The 20,739-nt window shown below is 69.2% G+C and carries 19 protein-coding genes; 14 read left to right on the plus strand and 5 right to left on the minus strand.

Annotated features, from left to right (window positions below; all coding sequences use genetic code 11):
• Positions 1 to 2 precede the first annotated feature (2 nt).
• Genes AOZ06_RS11625 through AOZ06_RS11635 form a run of 3 tightly spaced genes read left to right on the plus strand, consistent with a single transcriptional unit; the run spans position 3 to position 2,514 of the window.
• Positions 3 to 926: an ABC transporter ATP-binding protein gene (locus AOZ06_RS11625; RefSeq protein WP_054289446.1), complete on the plus strand. Its 924-nt coding sequence runs from the start codon at positions 3 to 5 to the stop codon at positions 924 to 926.
• Positions 926 to 1,705 carry an ABC transporter permease gene (locus AOZ06_RS11630; protein WP_054289447.1) on the plus strand — a complete coding sequence of 260 codons (780 nt, stop codon included), beginning with the start codon at positions 926 to 928 and terminating at the stop codon, positions 1,703 to 1,705. Before AOZ06_RS11625 ends, AOZ06_RS11630 begins: the two co-directional genes overlap by 1 nt.
• Before the next feature lie 2 nt (positions 1,706 to 1,707).
• Positions 1,708 to 2,514: an ABC transporter permease gene (locus AOZ06_RS11635; protein WP_054289448.1), complete on the plus strand. Its 807-nt coding sequence runs from the start codon at positions 1,708 to 1,710 to the stop codon at positions 2,512 to 2,514.
• On the opposite strand, the gene AOZ06_RS11640 is transcribed toward AOZ06_RS11635, so the two are convergent.
• Together AOZ06_RS11640 and AOZ06_RS11645 are read right to left on the minus strand one after the other, a co-directional pair.
• Complete coding sequence (locus tag AOZ06_RS11640; RefSeq protein ID WP_225954846.1) at positions 2,511 to 3,311, minus strand: ABC transporter permease; 801 nt, start codon at positions 3,309 to 3,311, stop codon at positions 2,511 to 2,513. The two genes, AOZ06_RS11635 and AOZ06_RS11640, sit on opposite strands and share 4 nt — an antisense overlap.
• A complete protein-coding gene (locus AOZ06_RS11645) occupies positions 3,308 to 4,033 on the minus strand; it encodes an ABC transporter ATP-binding protein (protein WP_157232974.1) in 726 nt (241 codons plus the stop codon). The genes AOZ06_RS11640 and AOZ06_RS11645 overlap by 4 nt, the downstream gene beginning before the upstream one ends.
• 77 nt (positions 4,034 to 4,110) lie before the next feature.
• On the opposite strand from AOZ06_RS11645, the gene AOZ06_RS11650 reads away from it, so the two are divergent.
• The 4 genes from AOZ06_RS11650 (at position 4,111) to AOZ06_RS56125 (ending at position 7,942) form a co-directional block, all read left to right on the plus strand.
• Positions 4,111 to 4,503, plus strand: a complete 393-nt coding sequence (locus AOZ06_RS11650; protein ID WP_054289449.1) for a GntR family transcriptional regulator — start codon at positions 4,111 to 4,113, stop codon at positions 4,501 to 4,503.
• On the plus strand, positions 4,500 to 5,495 hold the full coding sequence (locus AOZ06_RS11655; protein ID WP_054289450.1) for a DUF1648 domain-containing protein: 996 nt from the start codon (positions 4,500 to 4,502) through the stop codon (positions 5,493 to 5,495). The genes AOZ06_RS11650 and AOZ06_RS11655 overlap by 4 nt, the downstream gene beginning before the upstream one ends.
• Positions 5,496 to 5,543: 48 nt before the next feature.
• Positions 5,544 to 7,466: a TIGR03960 family B12-binding radical SAM protein gene (locus tag AOZ06_RS11660; RefSeq protein WP_054289451.1), complete on the plus strand. Its 1,923-nt coding sequence runs from the start codon at positions 5,544 to 5,546 to the stop codon at positions 7,464 to 7,466.
• 98 nt (positions 7,467 to 7,564) lie between these two features.
• Positions 7,565 to 7,942, plus strand: a complete 378-nt coding sequence (locus tag AOZ06_RS56125) for a hypothetical protein (RefSeq protein ID WP_157232975.1) — start codon at positions 7,565 to 7,567, stop codon at positions 7,940 to 7,942.
• 37 nt (positions 7,943 to 7,979) lie between these two features.
• Here the strand turns inward: AOZ06_RS56125 and AOZ06_RS11665 are convergent, their stop codons facing one another.
• On the minus strand, positions 7,980 to 9,365 hold the full coding sequence (locus AOZ06_RS11665; protein ID WP_054296585.1) for a S8 family peptidase: 1,386 nt from the start codon (positions 9,363 to 9,365) through the stop codon (positions 7,980 to 7,982).
• A 221-nt stretch (positions 9,366 to 9,586) separates the two neighbouring features.
• On the opposite strand from AOZ06_RS11665, the gene AOZ06_RS11670 reads away from it, so the two are divergent.
• From AOZ06_RS11670 to proB, 6 genes are all read left to right on the plus strand, one after another.
• Positions 9,587 to 10,315, plus strand: coding sequence for a TIGR03936 family radical SAM-associated protein (locus AOZ06_RS11670; RefSeq protein WP_054289452.1), 729 nt, complete (start codon positions 9,587 to 9,589; stop codon positions 10,313 to 10,315).
• A gap of 218 nt (positions 10,316 to 10,533) precedes the next feature.
• Positions 10,534 to 13,350, plus strand: coding sequence for a translation initiation factor IF-2 N-terminal domain-containing protein (locus AOZ06_RS11675; RefSeq protein WP_054289453.1), 2,817 nt, complete (start codon positions 10,534 to 10,536; stop codon positions 13,348 to 13,350).
• A gap of 148 nt (positions 13,351 to 13,498) precedes the next feature.
• Positions 13,499 to 13,813: a 50S ribosomal protein L21 gene (gene rplU / locus AOZ06_RS11680; RefSeq protein ID WP_054289454.1), complete on the plus strand. Its 315-nt coding sequence runs from the start codon at positions 13,499 to 13,501 to the stop codon at positions 13,811 to 13,813.
• Between the two features lie 14 nt (positions 13,814 to 13,827).
• Entirely contained in the window at positions 13,828 to 14,091 is a 264-nt protein-coding gene (gene rpmA / locus AOZ06_RS11685; protein ID WP_054289455.1) for a 50S ribosomal protein L27, read from the plus strand.
• Between the two features lie 74 nt (positions 14,092 to 14,165).
• Positions 14,166 to 15,605 (plus strand): GTPase ObgE, encoded by a 1,440-nt coding sequence (obgE, locus tag AOZ06_RS11690; protein WP_054289456.1) that lies wholly within the window; start codon positions 14,166 to 14,168, stop codon positions 15,603 to 15,605.
• Positions 15,602 to 16,720: a glutamate 5-kinase gene (gene proB, locus AOZ06_RS11695; RefSeq protein WP_054289457.1), complete on the plus strand. Its 1,119-nt coding sequence runs from the start codon at positions 15,602 to 15,604 to the stop codon at positions 16,718 to 16,720. Before obgE ends, proB begins: the two co-directional genes overlap by 4 nt.
• A 6-nt stretch (positions 16,721 to 16,726) precedes the next feature.
• Here the strand turns inward: proB and AOZ06_RS11700 are convergent, their stop codons facing one another.
• The gene (locus tag AOZ06_RS11700; RefSeq protein ID WP_054289458.1) at positions 16,727 to 18,007 is read right to left on the minus strand and encodes an MFS transporter; all 1,281 of its coding nucleotides are present in this window, start codon (positions 18,005 to 18,007) and stop codon (positions 16,727 to 16,729) included.
• Between the two features lie 118 nt (positions 18,008 to 18,125).
• Here AOZ06_RS11700 and AOZ06_RS11705 point away from each other — a divergent pair, with 118 nt between their 5' ends.
• Entirely contained in the window at positions 18,126 to 18,611 is a 486-nt protein-coding gene (locus tag AOZ06_RS11705) for a hypothetical protein (RefSeq protein ID WP_083471635.1), read from the plus strand.
• A 2-nt stretch (positions 18,612 to 18,613) separates the two neighbouring features.
• On the opposite strand, the gene AOZ06_RS11710 is transcribed toward AOZ06_RS11705, so the two are convergent.
• The gene (locus AOZ06_RS11710; RefSeq protein WP_054289459.1) at positions 18,614 to 20,716 is read right to left on the minus strand and encodes a RecQ family ATP-dependent DNA helicase; all 2,103 of its coding nucleotides are present in this window, start codon (positions 20,714 to 20,716) and stop codon (positions 18,614 to 18,616) included.
• Positions 20,717 to 20,739 lie beyond the last annotated feature (23 nt).

A 20,739-nucleotide genomic window follows, 5' to 3' on the forward strand; every position in this document is an offset into this window, starting at 1 on the left:
GGGTGTCTGTTGATCCTCTGGTCCTGGCTGAGGGGCTGACCAAACGGTTCGGGGACTTCGAGGCGGTCGCCGGCATCGACCTCGATGTGCGCAAAGGCGAGGCGTTCGGGTTCCTCGGTCCCAACGGGGCGGGCAAGTCGTCCACCATGCGCATGATCGCGTGTGTCTCGCCGCGTTCCGGCGGCGAGTTGCGCGTGCTGGGAATGGACCCGACCGTCGACGGTCCGAAGATCCGCGCTCACCTCGGCGTCGTGCCGCAGCAGGACAACCTCGACAACGAGCTGACCGTCCGGCAGAACCTCCAGGTGTACGGCCGGTATTTCGGGTTGTCCCGCAAGCACGTCCGTGACAAGGCGACCGAGTTGCTGGAGTTCGCGCAGCTGACCGACCGCGCGGGCGACGAGGTCGAACCGTTGTCCGGTGGGATGAAGCGGCGGCTGACCATCGCCCGCTCCCTCGTCAACGACCCCGAGCTGCTGCTGCTCGACGAACCGACGACCGGGCTGGACCCGCAGGCCCGGCACCTGTTGTGGGACAGGTTGTTCCGGCTCAAGCAGCAGGGCGTCACGCTGATCGTGACCACGCACTACATGGACGAGGCCGAGCAGCTGTGCGACCGGCTCGTGGTGATGGACAAGGGCCGGATCGCCGCGGCGGGCAGCCCGGGTGAGCTGATCGACCGCTACTCCACGAAGGAAGTCCTCGAGCTGCGGTTCCCGCCCGGCATGCAGGACCCTGAGCCGGTGCGGGACCTGGGCGAGCGCGTCGAGGTGCTGCCGGACCGCATCCTCGTCTACACCACCGACGGTGAGGCGTCGCTGGCCGCCGCGCACGCCAGGGGAGTGACGCCGGTGTCCAGCCTGGTCCGCCGCTCCACCTTGGAGGACGTGTTCCTCCGGCTGACCGGCCGGACGTTGGTGGACTGATGCTGCGCCCGTGGCAGGCCCGGCTGCTGGTGGTCGAGTCGATGTGGACCTGGTATCGCCGCAACTGGCGGGCAACGGCCGTGTCGACCGTCCTCAACCCGGTTTTCTTCCTGGTGGCGCTGGGGTTCGGGCTCGGCTCGCAGATCCAGCCCGGCGCGATCACCCACGGCTACAGCTACGCGGTCTACCTGATGCCCGCCATGCTGGCGTCCGCCGCCGTGCAGAACGCGGCGGGCGAGTCCACGTTCCCCATCCTGTCCGGCTTCAAGTGGAGCCGCGTGTACTGGGGCATGACGGCCACGCCGATCACGCCCGCCCAGGTCGCCACCGGCCAGCTGCTGTGGATTCTGTGCAGGCTGACGTTCTCGGCCACCGTGTTCGCGATCATCGGCACCGTCCTGGGCGCGGCGGCCGGTCCGGGCATCGTGCTGTCGCTCGTCTTCGCCGTGCTGACCGGGATGGCGTTCTCGGCGCCGCTGGTCGCGTTCGCCGCGACGGTCGAGGGCGAGGGCCACGCCTTCAACCCGGTGTTCCGGTTCCTCGTGCTGCCGATGACGTTGCTGGCGGGCACGTTCTTCCCGATCACCGAGCTGCCCGCGCTCGTGCGACCGCTCGCGTGGATCACGCCGCTGTGGCACGGCACCGAGCTCACCAGGGCCGCCGCCTTCTGGGACATGCGGCTGTGGCCGGTCCTGGGCCACCTGGCGTACCTGCTCGCGCTCGTCGCCGTCGGCGGCTTCCTGGCGATCAGGCACTACCGGCGCAGGTTGGGGGTCTAGCGGTGAGTGTCGGACTGGTCTGGCGGATCATCCCGCCCGGGCTGTACGCGCGGCGCGCCCGCACAGTCGTCGAACGGTCGTTCCTGGTCAACCGCCGGGCGTGGATGACCATCTTCTCCGGCTTCTTCGAGTCGCTGTTCTACCTGTTCGCGATGGGTGTCGGGTTCGGTCGCCTGATCGGCGAGGTGGTCGGGCCGGGCGGCCAGACGATGAGCTACGCGGCGTACGTGGCCCCCGCGCTGCTGGCCGCGTCGGCGATGAACGGCGCGGTGTACGACGCCACGTTCAACCTGTTCTTCAAACTGAAGTACGCCAAGGTGTACGACGGCATGCTCGCCACGCCGCTCGGCCCGTTCGACGTGGCGATCGGTGAGATCTCGTGGGCGTTGATCCGCGGCGGCGTGTACGCCACCGGCTTCCTGACCGTGATCTCCGTGCTGGGCCTGGTGTCCTCGCCGTGGACGATCCTCGCGTTGCCCGTGGTGCTGCTCGTCGCGCTGGCGTTCGCCGCGGTCGGCATGGCGTGCACGACGTTCATGCGGTCGTGGCAGGACTTCGATTTGGTGCAACTGGCGCTGCTGCCGATGTTCCTGTTCTCCGCGACCTTCTACCCGTTGAGCGTCTACCCGGCGGGCCTGCAGTGGATCATGCAGCTTTCCCCGCTCTACCACGCGGTTGAACTGATGCGGGGGCTCACCGCGGGCATCATGGAATGGGCGATGCTCGGTCACCTGTCGTACTTCGTGGTGATGGCGATCGTCGGCCTGATCGTCGCGGCCCGCCGCCTGGGCAAGCTCCTGTTGAGTTAGGTGACGTCACGGCGCAGCGACGTGGTGAACGCGACCACCGCGGCGACCGTGACGTAGCCGAGCAGGACGAGCGCGCCAAAAGGAGCCGACAGCAGCTGTGGCGCGGAGATGCCTGTCTGCGCGACGGCGCCGGCCAGGAACGTGAAGCCGGTCAGCCCCGCGCTGGCGCCGCCGGGCAGGAACGGGTAGATCGTGTTCACGCCGGGTATCAACAACAGGAGCGTCTCGCCCAGGTAGAAGTAGCCGCCCAGTGCCACCAGCGCGGTCACCTGGTTGCGCAGCAAAGCCCCGACTGCCACGCCGATCAACGTGTACACGGTCATCATGACCACCAGCCGGACCAGCATCCCGACGAGTTCACCCGTCGGCAGCCCGAGGCTGATGCCGTGCACCGACGCGGTGACGACAAGTCCGGCTCCCGCGATGACCGCCACGATGAGCCCGTACGCGAACCCGGCGGCGGCGTAGACGCCGAGCTTCGCTGCCAGGACCGTGCCGCGTCGCGGCGCGAACAGGTACGTGAACGTGATCGTCTGATGCCGGTACTCGGCTGTCACGGCCGTCGTGCCCAGCAGCGCCGGGACGAACGCCAGCAGACTGGCCATCCCCAGCAGCATCTGCGTGCCCGCCGCGGTGGCCAGGCCGGGCATCGGCGGGTCGAAGTTCTCCGGCCCGACCATCGCCAGCAGGAACACGAACCCGCCGGTGGTCACCGCGGCGAGCAGGCCCCACAGCCTCAGCCGGGTGCTGGACAGGCGATGCGCCTCCGCGCTCAGCAACGCGGTCATGCTCGTCATGCTGCGGCTCCCGTCAGTGCGAGGTAGGTCTGTTCGAGGTTGCCGTCCTTGGTCACGTCCGCGATCGGCCCTGCGGTGACCAGACGGCCGCGCCTGATGATCACCACGTGGTCCACCATCTGCTCGGCCTCGCTCAGGACGTGACTGGAGACCAGGACCGTGCGCCCCTGCCCGGCCAGGTCACGCAGGAACCGGCGCAGCCACGCGATGCCTTCCGGGTCGAGGCCGTTGCTGGGTTCGTCGAGGATCAGCACCCGCGGATCGCCGAGCAACGCCGTTGCCAGGTTCAGGCGCTGCCGCATCCCGGTGGACAGGCCACGGGCCTGGCGGTGGGCGTACGAGGTGGCGTCGACCAGGTCGAGCACCTCGGCCACGCGTGAATCCGGGTAGCCGCCCATCCGCGCGTACACACCGAGGTGGTCGCGGCAGGTGCGGGCCGGGTGGAACGCGGACTTGTCCAGGACCGCCCCGACCACGCTGGACGGGTTCGGCAGGTCGGCGTAGCGCTTGTCGCCGGTTTCTCCCGGACTGATCGTCGCTGTGCCGGAGGTGGGCGTGACCAGGCCCAGGATCATCCGCAGCGTGGTGGTCTTGCCCGCCCCGTTCGGGCCCAGGAATCCCGTCACAGCGCCCGGCACGACGTCGAAGCTGAGGTCGTCCACCGCTGTGACAGCCGCGGACGCACCACCGAACACCTTGCGGAGCCGCCGTACTCGGATCATCTCCACCCCCTGATTAAGCATATCTATCTGTTGTAGTTCATGTATATCAGATAGTCGATGTAGGTACCATGACGGGCATGGAGCTGACACTGGACTTGGACAGCGATGTGCCGATCTACCAGCAGATCCGGGACCGGGTCCTGGAGGCGATCGCCGAGGGTCTGCTCACCGAAGGCGACCCGCTGCCGTCGACCAGACAGCTGGCCGCGGATTTCGGGATCAACTTCCTGACCGTGAGCAAGGCCTACGACCAGCTCAAACAGCAGGGCGTGATCCGGATCAACCGCAAGAGCGGCGCCGTGGTGCGCCGTGACCCGAACACCGGGCCGCCGGAGCCGGGCTTCATCGACGACTGGGACAGCCGGATGCGCGTCATGCTCGCCGAGGCCGCCGTGCAGGGCTTCACCCGGTCCGACCTGGTGAAACGGGTCAAGACACTGCTGGACCAGTACGAGGGGGTGCATCCGTGACCGGGCTGACGGCCCTGCTTCTCATCGTTCTGCTGGCCGGTTTCGCCCTGGCCGTGCCCATGCACATGCGGCCGACGCTGCCGTTCGGCGTGCAAGTCGCGGCGGTCCGTGCGGCAGATCCCGCGATCGTGCGGACCCGGCGCACCTACCTGCTCCGAGTCACGGCCGTGTCGGTGATAGCCGTGGTTGTGTGCGTCGCGGCCTACGGCAACGCCCTCATCGCCGGGACCCTCGCGAACTCCCTGGTGGTGGCCCACGGTGCCTGCTACGTACTCGCGCACAGGCGGCTACGGGAGACCAAACGTGCGGAGTGGTGGCAGGCCGAGCACCGCTACGGCGTCACCACAGACACCACCCTCCGGACGGACCCGGTCCGCGTATCGCTGCTCTGGCTGACGCCCGCGGTGGTGGTGATGGTCGTGACCATGGCCCTCGGTCATTGGGACATCGTCATCCCGATGGCGGTGATGACCGTCCTGATGCCTCTGGCGGTGCGACTGGGCGTGCGCACCAGGCCCGACCTGGACGCCGCACAGCCGGTCGGCTCGGCGCGCAGATACCGCGTCTACCTGCGCGGCACCGGCAGAATGCTGATGTTGCTGGTCGGAGCGACAAACCTGACGATCCTACTCGGCGCGACGCAGAGCTCGGAACCGTTCGCCGCCGTGCCGAGCCTCGCGGTGGTCATCGTGTTCGTGGCGTGGTCAGTGCGGGTCGGCCAAGCGGGACACCGCCTGCCCAAGCTGCCCGGCGAGGAAGACGAGGACACGGGACTGACGCAACGTGACGACGACCGGCGCTGGCACCTGGGCGGGCTGGTGTACCTCAACCGGCAGGATCCGGCGGTGTTCGTGCACAAGCGGGTCGGCATCGGGTGGACGATGAACCTCGGCCACCCCGTCAGCTGGGCTGTGCTGGTGGTTCTCGTGCTGGTGGCCGCCATGGCGGGGCTCGGTGTCGTGGATCTCCCGCAGCGGGAAAACGCCTTCTAGACCTGGCCCGTCCGAATCACCGCGCGGATGCCGCTACCCTGGTTTCCCGTGAGTGTTGAGTCCGTTTTCCCGAAGCTGGAGTCACTGCTGCCCAAAGTGGCCAAGCCGGTGCAGTACGTCGGCGGTGAGCTCAACGCGACGGTGAAGGACTGGGATTCCGCCACAGTCCGCTGGGCGTTGATGTATCCCGACGCGTACGAGGTCGGCCTGCCCAACCAGGGCGTGATGATCCTGTACGAGATCCTCAACGAGCTGCCGGACGTGCTCGCCGAGCGCACGTACGCGGTCTGGCCGGACCTGGAGAAGCTGATGCGCGAGCACGACGTGCCGCAGTTCACCGTCGACGGGCACCGCCCGGTTGGTGCGTTCGACATGCTCGGGGTGAGCTTCGCGACCGAGCTGGGCTACACGAACCTGCTGACCGCGCTGGACCTCGCCGGTATCCCGCTGCGCGCGGCCGACCGCACCGAGGACCACCCCGTGGTGCTCGCCGGTGGGCACTCGGCGTTCAACCCGGAGCCGATGGCCGACTACCTCGACGCGGTGGTCCTCGGCGACGGTGAGGAAGCCGTGCTGGACATCACCGAGGTCATCCGCACGTGGAAGGCACAGGGGCGGCCCGGCGGCCGGATCGAGCTGCTGACCAGGCTCGCCGAGCGCGGCAACGTCTACATCCCGCGGTTCTACGACGTGGGATACACGCCTGAGGGCGAGCTGGCGTACACCAAGCCGAACCGTGACCGCGTGCCCGAGCGGGTCGCCAAGCGCACGACCATGGACCTCGACGCGTGGCCGTACCCGAAGCAGCCGCTGGTGCCGCTGGCCGAGAGCGTGCACGAGCGGATGAGCGTGGAGATCTTCCGCGGCTGCACCCGTGGCTGCCGGTTCTGCCAGGCGGGCATGATCACCCGGCCGGTGCGCGAGCGGTCCATCGAGGGCATCGGCGAGATGGTCCGCAAGGGACTGGACGCGAGCGGGTTCGAGGAAGTCGGCCTGCTGTCGTTGTCCAGCGCGGACCACTCGGAGATCGCGCAGGTCACCAAGGGACTCGCCGACCGGTACGAAGGCACGAACACCGGGCTGTCGCTGCCGAGCACCCGCGTCGACGCGTTCAACGTGGACCTCGCGAACGAGCTGTCCCGCAACGGCAGGCGATCCGGCCTGACGTTCGCGCCGGAGGGCGGCAGCGAGCGGATCCGCCGCGTGATCAACAAGATGGTGTCCGAAGAGGACCTGATCCGCACGGTGTCGACGGCGTTCGCCAACGGCTGGCGCCAGGTCAAGCTGTACTTCATGTGCGGGCTGCCGACCGAGACCGACGAAGACGTGCTGCAGATCGCGCACATGGCGAAGGAAGTCATCCGCGCGGGCCGCAAAGCCGCCGGGCGCAACGACATCCGCTGCACCATCTCGATCGGCGGGTTCGTGCCCAAACCGCACACCCCGTTCCAGTGGGCCGCCCAGTGCGACCCGGAGACGGTCGACAACCGGCTGCGCAAGTTGCGTGCGGAGATCAACGCCGACCGCGGCCTGGCCCGCAACATCGGGATGCGGTACCACGACGGCAAACCGAGCCTGATCGAAGGCCTGCTGTCCCGTGGCGACCGGCGCGTGGGGCGCGTGATCGAACGCGTCTGGCGCGAAGGCGGCCGGTTCGACGGCTGGGGCGAGCACTTCTCGTTCGACCGCTGGGTGACCGCGGCCAAGGCTGAGCTGGAGCCGTTGGGCGTGGACCTGGACTGGTTCACCACCCGTGAGCGCGGCGAGAACGAGGTCCTGCCGTGGGACCACCTGGACTCCGGCCTCGACCGCCAGTGGCTCTGGGACGACTGGCAGGACGCGCTGGACGAGCAGGAACTCGACGACTGCCGCTGGACGCCGTGCTTCGACTGCGGTGTCTGCCCGACCATGGGCACGACCATCGAGGTAGGACCGACCGGTAAGAAACTCCTGCCGCTCACTCCCGTGTAGCTCGACCAACTGTGTGGCTCGATCAGCGAATCAGGGCGGACCCCGACGCGGGTCCGCCCTTTTTCTGTGCTGTCACACGGGTTTCGCACACCGGTGATGTGCGGTACGAGATCTCGTCGATCTCGATCCGCCGCAACCCGGTCAGCCGATCCACCCTCGTGATGATCGTCCCGGCTGTACCCGTTCTCCCGATGCCTGGATCCCGGCACGGCTTCGTGGTTGAACCAGCGCTGGTCGACGCGGGCTTCGTGTTCGGCTGGGGTGACGTGGTCCAGTCGGAAGTGCAGCCGAGTGCGGTCGTACCAGCCCCCGAGACGACCGTTGAGGGCAAGCGCCACCGCCTCACCAATTCCCCCAAGGGGATCCCTTGTTTTCAACGCTACCGCAGGGGTCTGACAATTCCGGGTTGGCCAAGTCCGCGCAGAGGACAATCGGGGCTGGAGGCGACCGGGCTGGTGGGCGACCGGAGAGGTTGACGGCGACGGGCGGCGACCAGTCGGGGTGCGGGGCGGGTCAGCTGGTCACGGCGGCCAAGGCGTCAACCAAGCCATGCCCGTAGAAACCGTTGTACGGCGCGTATCCCGCACAGTAAGCGTCCTGAGTGCCCGACCCGCTGAGGTCGTAGTCCGCGGGACACGGCACAGCCTGGGACTGGTTGTTCAGCAACCGCGTCAGCGTCGACGGGGAAGCGTTCGGATGCGTGGACGCCAGCAACGCGAGCACGCCCGAAACATGCGGTGCCGCCATGGAAGTACCGCAGTAGCGCGCGTAACCACCTGGCACCGTGGACAAAACGCAGCCGCTCTCGGGATCCCGGTTGCCGCGCAACCGTTCCCCGCCGGGCGCGGTCACGTCGATCACGCCGAGCCCGTAGGCGCTGTACCCGGCCTTCAGCTTGTCCGTCCCGACCGACGACACCGCGAGCACGTCTCGCAACCCGGCCGGGAGCACACGGCAGGTGGCGTCCGGCGGGTTGGCCATGTCGACGTTCTCGTTCGTCGCCGCCGCGACATTCACCACGCGCTGCGTGTGGGCGTACGCCACCGCGCGCGTGAGCGCCTCGCGCACCACTCGCTGCCCGCCCTTGGAGCACGTGAACAGCCACGGGTCGACGAAGTAGCTGCTGTTGGTGACGGTCATGTGCTTCTCCGCGGCCCACATGAAGCCGCACACCGCGTACTCCGGGTAGATCCGGCCGTCGTCGTCGACCACACGCACTGAGGCCAGGCGTACGCCCGGAGCGACGCCGGTGGTGCCCTTGCCGTCGTTGGCCGCGGCGATCGTGCCCGCGACATGTGTGCCGTGTGGTGAGTTCTTGGGCGCCCAGGCCGCCGGGGTGGTGTCGGGGCGTCCGGTGAGGCAGCCCGCGGACAGCGCGGGGTCTACGGCGTCCTTCAGGTCGGGGTGGGTGGCGTCGATGCCAGAGTCGAGCACGCCGACGACCACGTCACGGTCGCCTGTCGTCACGTCGTGGGCCGCGTCGGCGTTGATCATCGCCATGTCCCACTGCTCGTCCGTGCGGTCCGCGGACGGCACGGTGCCCGTGCGGCGGGTCGTCGAGGTGGTTTCCTCGGCCTTGCGCTTGCGGCTGGTCGCGCGTTGCGCGCTGAAGGCGCGGTCCAGGCCGATCCGGTCGTCGAAGCGGGTGTCGGCCGACGTCGCGACCGCGACAGAGATCTGCGGGTAGTAGACGGTGGTGACGCCGCACGCGGCGGTGATCTCGTTCTGCGCCTCGGCCGCGGGTGTACCGCGGTCGAACAGCACGATGTAGCGGGATACCGTACGAGTCCCGCTGACGCACGCGGCGTCGGCGGGGTCGGCGGCGGCGGGCAGCGCGCACACCGAGGCGAGCACCGCCGTCAGCACCGCTGCCGCCTTCACGCGGCGGACCAGAGGCACGACCACTGACCTCCATCATTGCGTCGGCCGGCTCGGGGGTACCGGCTGTCCACGTTGCGGGACGGTAGCCACGCCGCGTCGGCCAGACAAGTTCATCCGCGCAATTGCGTCTGCCGGTACGGTGCCAGCCGGACGCGGGTGCGCACCAGCCGAGCCGCCACAGACCACCAGAAGGAGTAACGCTGAGCCGTCAAGACCAGCCCAATCCGTCGCCACCCGGGGTGCAGAAGCTCAGGTTGCGCTACGCCAAACGTGGGCGACTGCGTTTCACGTCACACCGGGACATCGCCAGGGCGTTCGAACGCGCCTTGCGGCGCGCGCATGTCCCGATGGCGTTCTCCCAGGGCTTCAACCCGCACCCGAAGATCTCCTGGATCGGCGCGGCGCCGACCGGCGCGGCCAGCGAGGCCGAGTACGTGGAGATCCAGCTGGTCGAGGTGGTCGAGCCGGCGGGCCTGCTACCCGAGCTGGACAAGGCCATGCCACCTGGACTGGACCTGCTCGAGGTCGTCCAGGCCACGGGCGGCTCGCTCGCCGACCGGATCGACGCCAGCCGGTGGCAGATCGAGGTGCCTGGGGTCGCGCCCGCCGACCTGGCCGCCGCGGTGGCGGCCTTCCTGGCCGTCGAAGTGGCCGAAGTGGAGCGTCTGACCAAGAGCGGCATGCGGACAATCAACGTCCGACCTGCGGTTGTACGTGCGCAGACCCGTGAAGTGTCAGCAGACGGCGAACCATATGGGATACTTGAGGTAGTTGTACGACAGACGACACCTGTCGTGCGACCGGACGACGTGCTGAGCGCGCTCCGTGTCGTCGCCGCTCTGGAACCGCCGGTGCCCGCGAAGGCGACCCGGATGGCCCAGGGACGGCTCGACGATGGCGGTGGCATCGCCGACCCGCTGGCCCCCGACCGGGGCCCGGAGCCGTCAAGGGACGGCGTCCACAGCTGACCTGTGTCACCCGTGTGGGCGGGTGGCGTGAGGCGAGGATTCCCGCCGTTCGCGCGGCGGACCAGGCAAGGCAGAGAACCAACGAACCGGCTCTCGTCAGGGGAAGGCGACGAAGGGACCGGCACACAACGTCCGCGGCTGCGCGCCGGGGACCGAACAGGAGAGGCCCCTGTGCGGCCGCGTCCAGGTATGGACGCGCCCGGGGGCGGAGGAGCTACATGTCGGACACGACAGCGCCCGCAGGTGAAGGCAGCACCGAGCGGGATTTGATCGATCTGCCGCCGAAGATCAGGGTGCACGCCCTGGCGAAGCTGCTCGGAGCGAGCAGCCGGGAGGTCATGGCGGCCCTCGCGGACATGGACCAGGAGGTCCGCAGCGCCCAGTCCAGCGTCAGCCGTGAGGTGGCGCAGCGTGTCGTCGACGCGCTCGCCCCGCAGGCCGAGGCGCAGGAGGAGCCCGTTCCGCAGGTGGCGGACTCGTCCACGCCGGAAGAGCCCGTTGCCGAGCAACCGGCCGATGAGCCGGCCGAGCCGGCCGAGCCGGAGGCCGTCGGGACCAAGCGCCCGCGGCAGCCGTTGTTCGCGTCGGCGTCGCCGCTGTTCCTGCCGCCGGAGGCGCAGGCACGCACGGTGGCCAAGCCGGAGCCGGTCGAGGAGCCCGCCGAGGCCGTCGAGGAAGCCGACGACGCCGAGGCCGACGACGGCTCGGACGAGGACAGCTCGACCCGCAGGCGCCGCCGTCGCGGTCGTCGCGGCCGCGGTCGCGGCAAGGGCGGCCAGAACGACGAGGCCGGTGACGAGCAGGACGACGACGAGGCCCCGGAGGCGCCCGCCGACGAGCCGGAGGCAGCCGACGCCTCCGACGATGACGGCGAGGACGCCGCTGACGACGGGTCGAACCGCCGTCGCCGCCGTCGCCGCCGCCGTAAGGGCTCGGACGGCGACGACCCGGCAGCCGGCGAGGACGACCCGCCGAACACGGTCGTGCACGTCCGCGAAGCGCGGGACGAAAAGCCCAAGGCGGACAAGCCGGACCGCGACGAGGTGCGCAGTGTCCGGGGCTCGACCCGGCTGGAGGCCAAGCGCCAGCGTCGCCGTGACGGCCGTGAAGCGGGCCGTCGCCGTGCGCCGATCCTGTCCGAGGCCGAGTTCCTCACCCGCCGTGAGTCGGTCGACCGCAAGATGATCGTGCGCGAGCGCGCCGACCGTACGCAGATCGGTGTGCTGGAGGACGGTGTGCTCGTCGAGCACTTCGTCACCGCGTCCGGTTCGGGCTCGCTTGTCGGAAACGTCTATCTCGGTCGCGTGCAGAACGTGCTGCCGAGCATGGAAGCCGCGTTCGTGGACATCGGCCGTGGCCGCAACGCCGTGCTGTACGCCGGTGAGGTCGACTGGGACGCCGCCGGTCTGGAGGGCAAGGCCCGCCGGATCGAGCAGGCCCTGTCCACCGGCGACAGCGTGCTCGTCCAGGTCACCAAGGACCCGGTCGGGCACAAGGGCGCCCGGCTGACCACCCAGATCAGCCTGCCGGGCCGGTTCCTGGTGTACGTGCCCGGCGGCGGTGCCACCGGGATCAGCCGCAAGCTGCCGGAGAACGAGCGGCGCAGGCTCAAGGACATCCTCAAGCGGATCGTGCCCGAGGACGCCGGTGTGATCATCCGGACCGCCTCGGAGGGCATCAGCGAGGACGAGCTGGCCCGCGACGTGCGCAGGCTCCAGGCGCAGTGGCAGGTCATCAAGGACAAGGCGCACGGCTCCGACGAGGTCAAGAAGGCCAGCGCGCCGACGCTGCTCTACGAGGAGCCGGACCTGCTGGTCAAGGTCGTCCGCGACCTGTTCACCGAGGACTTCTCCGCGCTGGTCGTGCAGGGCGACGACGCGTGGGACACGATCGACGCCTACGTCCGGCACGTCGCGCCGGACCTGCAGGAGCGCCTGCAGCGGCACGTCGGCCCGTCGGAGGTGTTCACCGAGTTCCGCATCGACGAGCAGCTGCTCAAGGCGCTGGACCGCAAGGTGTGGCTGCCGTCCGGCGGTTACCTGGTCATCGACCGCACCGAGGCGATGACCGTGATCGACGTGAACACCGGCAAGTTCACCGGATCGGGCGGCAACCTCGAGGAGACGGTCACCCGCAACAACCTGGAGTCGGCCGAGGAGATCGTCCGCCAGCTGCGGCTGCGCGACATCGGCGGCATCATCGTCATCGACTTCATCGACATGGTCCTCGAGTCCAACCGGGACCTGGTGCTGCGCAGGCTGACCGAGTGCCTCGGCCGCGACCGCACGCGCCACCAGGTCGCCGAGGTGACCTCGCTCGGCCTGGTGCAGATGACGCGCAAGCGCGTCGGCACCGGCCTGCTCGAGGCCTTCAGCAGCACGTGCGAGCACTGCCGCGGTCGTGGTGTGGTCGTCTCGACCGAGCCGATCATCAAGACCAACGGTGGCGGCGGCAACGGTGGTGGTGGCGGCGGTGGCCAGCAGCACCAGAACCAGCCGGCGAAGTCCGGCAAGGCGGAGGACAAGCCGGCCGAGCGGACGCGTGAGCGGCCGACCAGGGCCGAGCGCCGCGCCAAGGCCGAGCGCGCCCGTGCCGAGGCCGCCGAGGCGGCGGAAGCGGCTGAGTCCGCCGAGACGCACGCGGAAGCGGCAGCTGAGGTGGCTGCCGACGCCGCCGCGGACGCGGTGGCGGCAGCAGCGCAAGCCGCTGCCGATGCCGACCAGGTGGCCGCGGAGGTCGAAGCGGCGCCCGAACCGGACACGGTCGAAGTTGCCGTCGAGGACCCGGTTGAGCCTGAGCAGGCCGAGGAGACGGCGCCTCAGCCGCGCTCCGGGACCGCCGAGCACGCACCGGGCACCAACGGGCACGTCACGGCGCCCGCCGCGCCGGCTCAGCCGGATGTGACCCCTGACTCGTCCGAGGTGCCGCAGGGCGTCGACGACGAACTGGTGCTCGCGCCGCCGCCACGGCGTCAGCGCAGGCGTTCGGCGTCGCGCCCGGCCGGACCTCCGGTCAACGCGGCACCGGAGCACTGACCAAGGCCCCCGCAAGGGGTGCGCAGGACCATGTTGTAACCTTGTACGTGGCCCGCCTTCCAGCGGGTCACGTCGTGTGCAGCCCGATCAGGTTTGATCAGGGCGCACCTGGCCCCCATCACCAACGAGTAGCAAGCAGGAGACTTCCGTGTCCGCGTACGCGATCGTCAAGACCGGCGGCAAGCAGTACAAGGTCGCCGTGGGCGACGTCGTCGAGGTCGAGAAGCTCGAGGGCGAGCCGGGCACCGAGCTCAGCTTCCCGGCAGTGCTCGTTGTCGATGGCACCGACGTGACCACCGATGCCGACGCGCTGGCCAAGGTGTCGGTGACCGGCAAGGTGGTCGCCCAGACCAAGGGCCCCAAGATCCGCATCCACAAGTTCAAGAACAAGACCGGATACCACAAGCGCCAGGGTCACCGCCAGAAGCTGACCCGCGTCGAGGTCACCGGCATCACCAAGTAAGGACCTGACCAGCCATGGCACACAAAAAGGGCGCATCCAGCTCCCGCAACGGCCGTGACTCCAACCCGCAGTACCTGGGAGTCAAGCGGTTCGGCGGCCAGGTGGTGAAGGCCGGTGAGATCCTGATCCGCCAGCGCGGCACCAAGTTCCACCCCGGCGTGAACGTCGGCCGCGGCAAGGACGACACGCTGTTCGCCCTGGCCGCCGGTGCGGTCGAGTTCGGTGCGAAGCGCGGCCGCAAGACCGTGAACATCGTTCCGGTCGAGGCTACGGCCTAAGACACCTAGCATTTCCAGGGGCGGGCCTGAGTGTGGGCCCGCCCCTTGGTGCGTTTCTAGAGAGGAAATCCACCGTGTCCCGATTCGTCGACCGTGTGGTGATTCACGTCGCCGCCGGTGACGGCGGTAACGGCGTTGCCTCCGTGCACCGCGAGAAGTACAAGCCTCTCGGCGGTCCCGACGGCGGCAACGGTGGAAACGGCGGCGATGTCATCCTCGTCGTCGACCCCGGTGTGCACACCCTCCTCGACTTCCACTTCCGGCCCAACGCCAGCGGCGGCAACGGCAAACCCGGCCAGGGCGCCAACCGTGACGGCGCCAACGGCGTACCGCTGGAGCTGAAGGTCCCGGACGGCACGGTCATCATGACCGAGGACGGCGAAGTGCTCGCCGACCTGGTCGGTGCCGGGACCCAGTTCGTGGCCGCCGCGGGTGGCCGCGGTGGGCTGGGCAACGCGGCGCTGGCGTCCAAGGCGCGCAGAGCACCCGGGTTCGCCCTGCTCGGCGAGCCGGGGGAGCGGCGTGACCTCGTCCTGGAGTTGCGTTCGGTCGCCGACGTCGGCCTGGTCGGGTTCCCGTCCGCGGGCAAGTCCTCGCTGATCTCGGTGCTGTCCGCGGCCCGGCCGAAGATCGCGGACTACCCCTTCACGACCCTGGTCCCGAACCTCGGGGTGATCACCAGCGGCGACCACGTCTTCACCATGGCCGACGTGCCCGGCCTGATCCCCGGCGCCAGCCAGGGCAAAGGCCTGGGCCTGGACTTCCTGCGGCACATCGAGCGGTGCGCGGTGCTCGTGCACGTCGTGGACTGCGCGACCTACGAGCCCGGCCGCGACCCCATGTCCGACGTGGACGCGCTGGAGGCCGAGCTGGAGCGCTACACCCCGGCGCTCGGCGGCGAGCTGGCGTCCCGGCCGAGGGTCGTGGTGCTCAACAAGATCGACATCCCGGACGCGCGGGACCTCGCCGACATCGTCCGGCCGGACTTCGAGCGACGCGGCTGGCCGGTGTTCGAGGTCTCCACGGCGACGCGGGAAGGCCTGCGTGAGCTGACCTTCGCGCTGGCCGAGGTGGTCGAGCAGTACCGGGCCGCGCAGCCGGTCGTCGAGTCGACCCGGGTCGTGCTGCGGCCCAAGGCCGTCGACGACAAGGGATTCGAGATCATCCCCGACCCGGACGACGACACCGGCTTCATCGTCACCGGCGACCGGCCGCAACGCTGGGTGCTGCAGACGGACTTCAACAACGACGAAGCCGTCGGATACCTCGCCGACCGCCTCAACCGGCTGGGCGTCGAGGACACGCTGGCGGCCATGGGCGCACAGCCCGGGTGTGCCGTCACGATCGGGTCGTGGACCTTCGACTGGGAGCCGTCCACCCCTGGTGTCGCCGCCATGCTGACCGGGCGTGGCACCGACGTCCGGCTGGAGCAGAACGACCGAGTGGGCGCGGCGGAACGCAAGATGCAGCGCAGGCTGCGCCGCGGCCTTGCTGTCGAGGACGAGGACGAGTGACATCACCGACCCGCGAAGCTCTCATCGGAGCGAGCAGGATCGTCGTCAAAGTTGGTTCATCTTCGCTGACCACCGCCGAAGGCGGGCTGGATCCAGCCCGCCTCGACGCCTTGGTGGACGCACTGGCCGCGCGCCGTGCCGCCGGGAGCCAGGTCGTGCTGGTGTCGTCCGGCGCCATCGCCGCCGGTCTCGCACCGTTGGGTATTCCGCGTCGGCCGCGTGACCTGGCCACGCAACAAGCAGCCGCGTCCGTCGGTCAGCTCGCGCTCGCCCACGCCTACGCCGCGTCGTTCGGGCGGTACGCCCTGACAGTCGGGCAGGTCCTGCTCACGGCCGACGATGTCGTGCGGCGGTCGCACTACCGCAACGCGCAGCGCACGTTCTCGAAACTCCTCGCGTTGGACACCGTGCCGGTCGTGAACGAGAACGACACCGTTGCCACTGAGGAGATCCGCTTCGGCGACAACGACCGGCTCGCCGCGCTCGTGGCGCACCTCGTCGGCGCGGACGGCCTGTTCCTGCTGTCCGACGTCGACGCCCTCTACGACGGCGATCCCCGCCGCGGTGCCGCCAACAAGATCGAAGAGGTCACCGGTGACTCCGATGTGGACGGTGTGAAAGCCGGGACACAGGGCGCTTCCGGGCTCGGCACCGGTGGAATGGCGTCGAAGCTGGCCGCCGCCCGCCTGGCTTCCTCGGCGGGAATCCCGGTCCTGCTCGCCGCCGCCGCTGATGTCCCACGGGCCTTGACCTGCGCTGACGTCGGAACCGCGTTCGCCGCCACCGGCACGCGCCTGTCCGCCAGGCGTTTCTGGCTCGGTCACGCGGCCGGTGCCGCCGGCCGCCTGTGGCTCGACGACGGTGCGGTGGCCGCTGTGGTGCACCGGCGCCGTTCCCTGCTCAGCGCCGGCATCACCGCCGTCGACGGCGAGTTCGACGCGGGAGACGTGGTGGAGCTGCTGAACCTGTCCGGTGCGGTGGTCGCCCGTGGTGTCGTCGCGTTCGACGCCGTCGAACTTCCCGCGCTCATCGGCAGGTCGAGCCACGAGTTGCCCGCCGAGCAACGCCGTGAGGTCGTGCACGCCGACGACCTGGTGCCGATCCGGACCTTCTGACAGCGCCTACTTCAGTTCCATGCCCTTGGTTTCAGGCAGCGTGCGGATGACGAAGAACGCGATGGCGGCGCCCGCGGCGACGTACCAGAAGAACACGTACGACATGCCCGCGTCCGACAGAGCGGTGTTCACCAACGGGGCCGTACCGCCGAAGACCGCGACCGTGACGTTGTACCAGGCGCCGATTCCCAACGCTCGCAGCTCGGTCGGGAACATCTCGCTCATGATCGCCGGGGCGATCGACGTCATCGCCGTGTACAGGCTCAACCCCACACAGAACACCACGATCAGGTTGCCGAGACCCGGCGTGATCAATGTGGACAGTGGGACGATGAGCACGGCCGTCGCCGCCGACCAGACGAGCAGCTGCGGTTTGCGGCCGTAGCGGTCCGACAGCACACCCATGGGGTACTGCAACGCGATGAACAACGCCGTGCCGATGGACAGCGCCAGGAACACGTCGTCCGCTGACGCCTTCTTCGTGTTGATCGCGAACGGCGTCAGCGTGCTGAAGAACGTGTAGTAGCAGAGCGTGGACAGCATCGAGTAGCCGATCAGCTGGCCCACCGCTCCGGGGTGGTGCTTCAGCGTCCGCAGCAACGGTTTCTCGACTTTCCGCGCCTTGTGCTTGCTCTTCTCGAAGTGTTCGGTCTCGTCGATGGTCCGGCGCAGCCACAGCCCGACGATGCCGAGCACACCGCCGACGATGAACGGGATCCGCCAGCCGTAGCCGGCCATGTCGGCCTTGCCGAGAACGCGGACCAGGAAGTATCCGAGCAGCGACGCGATCAGCACGGCTGTCCCGGTCGAGATGTAGAAGAAGGCCGAGTACCGCCCGCGCCGCGCCGCCGGCGCGATCTCACCGAGGTACGCCGAGGCGTTCGACACCTCGCCGCCCAGCGAGACACCCTGCGCGATCCTGGCCAGCAGCAACAGGATCGGCGCCAGCCAGCCGACCGCCGCGAACGTCGGCAGCACACCGATCGCCAGCGACCCGCCCGCCATCAGCACGATGGTCAGGATCATCGCCGGTTTGCGGCCACGCACGTCCGCGAACCTGCCCAGCAGGAACCCGCCGAGCGGCCGGAAGAAGAAGGCCAGCGCGTACGTGGCGAACGTCGCCATCAACGCCGCGCTGCCTGGCGCGAACAGCGCGCTCGCGATGTACGTGCTGAACGTCGCGTAGACCGTCCAGTCGTACCACTCGATCGCGTTGCCGATCGACGCCGCGACCAGCTTGCGAACCGGCAACCTGTGCCCGACCGGCTCTGCCACCTGCTCCGACATGCGATGGACCTAACCACACGAAACGCATGATTAGTAGATCTCCAACCGTTTTCACGCTCCGCGACCATCTGCCGGTAAACCGGTGGCTTCTGCTTGTCCTTCAGGTCACGATGTGCGGGTGAGCGCCGAATCAGCCCTGGTCGCCATGCGTGACACCGTTGCGTTATGGCACGTCGGTCAGGCGAACGCGGCCGAAATCGTCTACGCCGCCTGCGACCTGCTGGTGGCCGGAGTGGACGGCCCCGCGCTGCGCATGCTCGCCGCGGTGTCGGCGCGCGATGTCCGCGTGGACAGCTATGAGGTCACTGTGTTGCTCGAATCTGTCATGACCGAACTCGGGCTGCCCTACTTCCCGAAGGAATCTCCCGAAGGCCAGGAACGGGCTCTCAAGGCGATGGCTTCGCGTGTGCTGGCGGGAGTCATGCCCCCGCACGAGCTGACCTGCTGGGTTCATCAGGTGTTCGGCCACGACGGCATCGACCTCGCCCAACCGCTTGTCGAGCTTGACGACGTCTACGACTACGCCGACTGCACGGCCATGACTGTCGAAGACATCGATGCCCAGGTGCTCGCCGAAGCGAAACGTCTCGTCGCCCTGCCCTGAGCTCAGGTCGTCGTCGCCAAAGCGAACGGCAACACCCCCGAGGCGCCCGCGTCGGCCAGCAGCTTCGCGGCGACGGCCATCGTCCAGCCTGTGTCGATCCGGTCGTCCACGAGCAGGACCGGGCCGCCGGCGGTCCGCACCGCCTCGGCGAGCGATTCCGGGATCCGCATGGCGTTCCACAGACCGGCCAGCCGCTGGGCGCTGTTGCCGCGCCGGTCCGCGCCGCCGGTGATCTCCACTTCACCGACGAACTCCAGCCGCCCGATCCCGGCCAGCCGCTCACCCAGGCTGCGGATGAGCTTCGGCCGGCTGGCCGAGGAGATCGTGGCGACCGCGACCGGCCGCGTGTCCCACTTCCAGGTCGACAGCACCTTCACGCACGCGTCGAACACGTCGTCCGCCACGGGCTCGTCGGGCGCCGTCGCCCCCAGCATCGACCGCAGCCGGTTGCCCCACCCGATGTCGGTCAGCCGACCGAGCGCACGGCCGGGCAGGGACTGCTGTTCCTTGGGGATCTTGCCCGACAACGGCACGCCGAGCGCTGCCATGCCCGGCGGCCACTGGCGTCGCGGCATCACCTCGACACCCGGACGGCGCAACCTGTCACGGGCCTGAGTCGCGCCTCGCGTGGAAACCGTTGTGTCCCAGACCTTGCCAGTGCAGTTGTCGCACCGGCCGCACGGGGTGGCGTGTGGATCGTCCAGTTGCCGCAGCAGGAACTCCATCCGGCAGCCCGTGGTCGCCTGGTAGTCGAGCATCGCCTGCTGCTCGGCCACCCGCGCCTCGGCCACGTGCGCGTACCGGTCGGAGTCGTACTTCCAGTCGCTGTCCAGCAACACCCAGCCGCCGCGTTCCCGCCGCACGGCACCGTCCACATCGAGCACCTTCAGCACGACCTCGAGCCGCGAGCGCGACAGGTCCACGCGCGGTTCCAAGGCGGGCAACGACATCGGGCCTTCCGCGTGCGCCAGCGCGTCGAGCACCTGCCGCACCACCTGCTCCGGCGGGAAGGCCAGCGAGGCGAAGTACGCCCAGATGTCCCTGTCCTCCGCGCCGGGCAGCAACAGCACCTCGGCCTTGTCCACACCACGACCGGCGCGGCCGATCTGCTGGTAGTACGCGATCGGCGACTGCGGCGCGCCGAGGTGCACCACGAACCCGAGATCCGGCTTGTCGAAACCCATCCCGAGCGCGGACGTCGCCACCAGCGCCTTGACCCGGTTGGCCAGCAGGTCCTCCTCGGCCCGCAACCGCTCGGCCTGCTCGGTCTTGCCCGAGTACGACCGGGCCTCGAACCCGCGTTCACGCAGGAAGGACGCCACTTCCTCGGCCGCCGCGACGGTCAGCGTGTAGATGATGCCCGAGCCGGGCAGGTGCGGCAGTTGCTCGGCCAGCCACGCCAGCCGGGTCGCCGCGTCCGGCAGCCGCACCACCGCCAGCCGCAGGCTTTCCCGGTCGAGCGCGCCACGCAGCACCAGCGTGTCCAATGCGGACGGTCCAAGTCCGAGTTGCTGCGCGACGTCCCGCACCACCCGGTCGTTGGCCGTCGCGGTGGTGGCGAGCACCGGCACGCCCTGCGGCAGTTCGGTCAGCAACGTGCGCAGCCGCCGGTAGTCCGGCCGGAAGTCGTGGCCCCAGTCCGAAATGCAGTGTGCCTCGTCCACGACGAGCATGCCCGCCGACGCCGTCAGCGACGGCAACACGTTGTCCCGGAAATCCGGGTTGTTCAACCGCTCCGGGCTGACCAGCAGCACGTCGACGTCGCCGGCGTTGACCGAGTCCTGGACTTCCCGCCACTGGTCGGAGTTGGCGGAGTTGATGGTGGCCGCGTGCACACCCGCCCGCGCGGCGGCCTCGACCTGGTTGCGCATCAAGGCCAGCAGCGGCGAGACGATCACCGTCGGCCCGGCGCCGCGTGCCCGCAGCAACGCCGTCGCGACGAAGTAGACAGCCGATTTTCCCCACCCCGTACGCTGGACGACGAGCGCGCGCCGGTGCTGGGCGACCAGTGCCTCGATCGCGGTCCACTGGTCGTCCCGCAGTCTGGCCCCGTCGCCCGCGAGCGCCCTGAGATGACGCTCGGCGTCTTCGCGTAGTTCGTTCACGCTTCCACCTCTACCGTATTGGC

The sequence above is a fragment of the Kibdelosporangium phytohabitans genome (assembly GCF_001302585.1).
In the GTDB taxonomy this organism is placed as follows: Bacteria; Actinomycetota; Actinomycetes; order Mycobacteriales; family Pseudonocardiaceae; genus Kibdelosporangium; species Kibdelosporangium phytohabitans.

Excerpts from the sequence above, each read along its gene's own strand:
- AOZ06_RS11675 (WP_054289453.1), top strand. The coding sequence starts at position 10,534 with ATGTCGGACACGACAGCGCCCGCAGGTGAAGGCAGCACCGAGCGGGAT.
- AOZ06_RS11700 (WP_054289458.1), bottom strand. The coding sequence starts at position 18,007 with ATGTCGGAGCAGGTGGCAGAGCCGGTCGGGCACAGGTTGCCGGTTCGC.
- AOZ06_RS11630 (WP_054289447.1), top strand. The coding sequence starts at position 926 with ATGCTGCGCCCGTGGCAGGCCCGGCTGCTGGTGGTCGAGTCGATGTGG.
- AOZ06_RS11645 (WP_157232974.1), bottom strand. The coding sequence starts at position 4,033 with ATGATCCGAGTACGGCGGCTCCGCAAGGTGTTCGGTGGTGCGTCCGCG.
- AOZ06_RS11640 (WP_225954846.1), bottom strand. The coding sequence starts at position 3,311 with ATGACGAGCATGACCGCGTTGCTGAGCGCGGAGGCGCATCGCCTGTCC.
- AOZ06_RS11650 (WP_054289449.1), top strand. The coding sequence starts at position 4,111 with ATGGAGCTGACACTGGACTTGGACAGCGATGTGCCGATCTACCAGCAG.
- rpmA (WP_054289455.1), top strand. The coding sequence starts at position 13,828 with ATGGCACACAAAAAGGGCGCATCCAGCTCCCGCAACGGCCGTGACTCC.